Below are 2421 nucleotides of genomic sequence, written 5' to 3'. Positions count from 1 at the left end.
CAAGGCTTCTTCTACCCGGCCCGATACATCCATAAACGCCATGTTGGTGGCTTTACGGGTCGTGGTCAGTAAACGTCTGGACATCTGCTCACCCAACGTTTCCAGTAAATACGGATAACAACCTTTCAATTCTGTTTTGGAAAGCGCTTTCAGTGTTTGATAACTGATTTCTTCTGTGCGGCAATCGGTTCTGGCTTTGACCACCGACATGCGGTCGTTGATGGTATCGTGAAAATACCCCACTTCACCGATAAAGTCGCCCTGGTTAAGGTAGGCAACTATTAATTCCTCACCTTCTTCATTTTCAACACAGATGCTGATAGAGCCTTCGCGTATATAATAGAGCTTGTCAGGAATATCACCCGGTCGGGCCAGCATCGTTTTGGCAGGATAAACTTTGCTGTGACAGTGTTTAAAAAATTCTGCCAACTGCTCTTCTCTTTCTTTATGTTTTAAATAATCCATGTCATGAAGGCTCAGCTTTATTTTTATAGGGATTAATTCTGCCCAATTCCGATGAATATGGCAAAATTAAACGTTATTAAATGTATTTTATGCAGGATGAGTTAAATGAAAGCAAGAGTAAAGTGGGTTGAGGATGTTTTATTTGTCGGTGAGTCTGGTACCGGCCATACCATCGTAATGGATGGCCCGGAAGAAGCCGGTGGCCATGGCACAGGCATGCGCCCCATGGAGCTATTGTTACTGGGTCTGGGCGGCTGCACCTCATTTGATGTTATCGATATTCTGAAAAAATCGCGTCAGGATGTGACGGACTGTGTGGTCGAGGTTTCCGCAGAACGCAGTACTGAAGCCCCCAAAGTGTTCACCAAAATTCATGTGCATTACACGGTAACCGGTCGCAACCTTAAACAGAACTTTGTGGATCGCGCAGTCAAGCTGTCGACCGAAAAATATTGCTCAGCGTCAATCATGCTGGCAAAAACAGCGGAAATCACTCACGACTATGAAGTGATTGAACAAACGTAATTCTTTGATTTTTAAAAAGGGAGCATAACCATGCAGCGCCCAACTCGAACCGGCGGTTTACGCCATGTGGCATTAACCGTCGATAACCTCGAAGCCTGTGAACAGTTTTATGTGGATTTATTGGGCATGGAAGTCGAGTGGCGACCCGATGCAGATAATGTGTATCTGACGTCAGGTAATGATAACCTGGCCTTGCACCGTGGTGAAAATATCAATAAAACCCCGGTTCAGCCCCTGGATCACATCGGCTTCATCATTCCAACCCCTGATCAGGTTGATGAATGGTATGCTTTTCTGGATCATCATGCCGTTCCCATGCGCCAGCCACCTCGCACCCATCGCGATGGTGCCCGCAGTTTTTATTGTTTTGATCCCGCCGGAACGGTTGTGCAGATCATCTATCATCCACCGATTTCGTAAATCAGAGTTATTATGAAAGCCTATATCTATAAAAGCCGAAAAAAAGAAGAGCTGTATCTTTATCTCAGCAAAAAAGATGATTTTTCAGAAGTCCCGCCAAGTCTCTATGGGTCAATGGGCAACGAACCAATATTTGTGATGGAACTCGAGCTTAGCCCGGAGCGAAAGCTGGCTAGAGAAGATGTAAATAAAGTCATTCATAATCTGGAAACACAGGGCTTCCATGTACAAATGCCGCCGACCAATGATTTATTGTTACATCGTGAGCGCACAGGCCAACTGCATTAATTTAAGTCAAACCAGTTTTTTCAGCTCGTAAAGTAATTCCAATGCGGCCTTGGGTGTTAATTCATCCGGATTGATTTGCCCGATTTTATGAATCAAAACGGCATTATCCGGTTGGGCAAATAAATCCTGTTGCGGTTGTAGCTCCTGGCCCTCCGAACCAACGCTGCGTTGTGACTCTAACGTCGCCAGTTTATGTTTGGCTGCCTGAATAACATCGTTTGGCACCCCAGCCAATTGTGCAACCTGTAATCCATAACTCTGATTAGCTGCACCCGGTTTTAATTGATGTAAAAACACAATTTTGTCGCCATGTTCAATGGCATCCAAATGCACATTAGCCGCTTTGCCATATAACGCTGGTAGCTGGGTCATCTCGAAATAATGTGTCGCAAATAAGGTATAAGCACCAATATCCCGTACCAGTTTTTCAGCGCAACTCCAGGCCAGCGCCAGCCCATCGAATGTACTGGTCCCACGCCCCACTTCATCCATCAACACCAGACTTTGTGCCGTCGCGTTGTTCAGAATATTGGCCGCTTCATTCATTTCCACCATAAACGTGGAACGACCTGACGCCAGATCATCACTGGCACCGATACGGGTAAAAATCTGATCTATCTGGCCAATTTTGGCTGATTCCGCCGGTACGTAGCTGCCCATATACGCCATGATAACTATCAAGGCAGTCTGACGCATATAGGTGGATTTACCGCCCATGTTCGG

Annotated in this window: 5 protein-coding genes; 3 read left to right on the top strand and 2 right to left on the bottom strand. The window is 45.8% G+C overall.

The window, feature by feature from the left end:
* Positions 1-465: cyclic nucleotide-binding domain-containing protein (locus B3O33_RS13985; RefSeq protein ID WP_292363843.1), on the bottom strand; the 465-nt coding region annotated here is incomplete at its 3' end.
* 105 nt (positions 466-570) lie between these two features.
* Here B3O33_RS13985 and B3O33_RS13980 point away from each other — a divergent pair.
* The 3 genes from B3O33_RS13980 to B3O33_RS13970 are packed head-to-tail and all read left to right on the top strand — an operon-like array spanning position 571 to position 1698.
* Positions 571-990 carry an OsmC family protein gene (locus B3O33_RS13980; protein ID WP_292359865.1) on the top strand — a complete coding sequence of 140 codons (420 nt, stop codon included), beginning with the start codon at positions 571-573 and terminating at the stop codon, positions 988-990.
* 30 nt (positions 991-1020) lie between these two features.
* Positions 1021-1410: a VOC family protein gene (locus B3O33_RS13975; RefSeq protein ID WP_292359867.1), complete on the top strand. Its 390-nt coding sequence runs from the start codon at positions 1021-1023 to the stop codon at positions 1408-1410.
* A gap of 12 nt (positions 1411-1422) precedes the next feature.
* Positions 1423-1698: a YcgL domain-containing protein gene (locus B3O33_RS13970; protein WP_292359868.1), complete on the top strand. Its 276-nt coding sequence runs from the start codon at positions 1423-1425 to the stop codon at positions 1696-1698.
* Positions 1699-1704: 6 nt separating this feature from the next.
* Here B3O33_RS13970 and B3O33_RS13965 read toward each other — a convergent pair.
* Positions 1705-2421, bottom strand: a 717-nt coding sequence (locus B3O33_RS13965; protein WP_414673300.1) for a MutS-related protein, incomplete at its 5' end; no start/stop codon positions are given.

Source organism: Methylophaga sp. UBA1464 (assembly GCF_002325665.1).
In the GTDB taxonomy this organism is placed as follows: Bacteria; Pseudomonadota; Gammaproteobacteria; order Nitrosococcales; family Methylophagaceae; genus Methylophaga.
The sequence above is the reverse complement of the archived record's forward strand: the minus strand, read 5'-3'. Positions and strand labels throughout refer to the sequence as shown.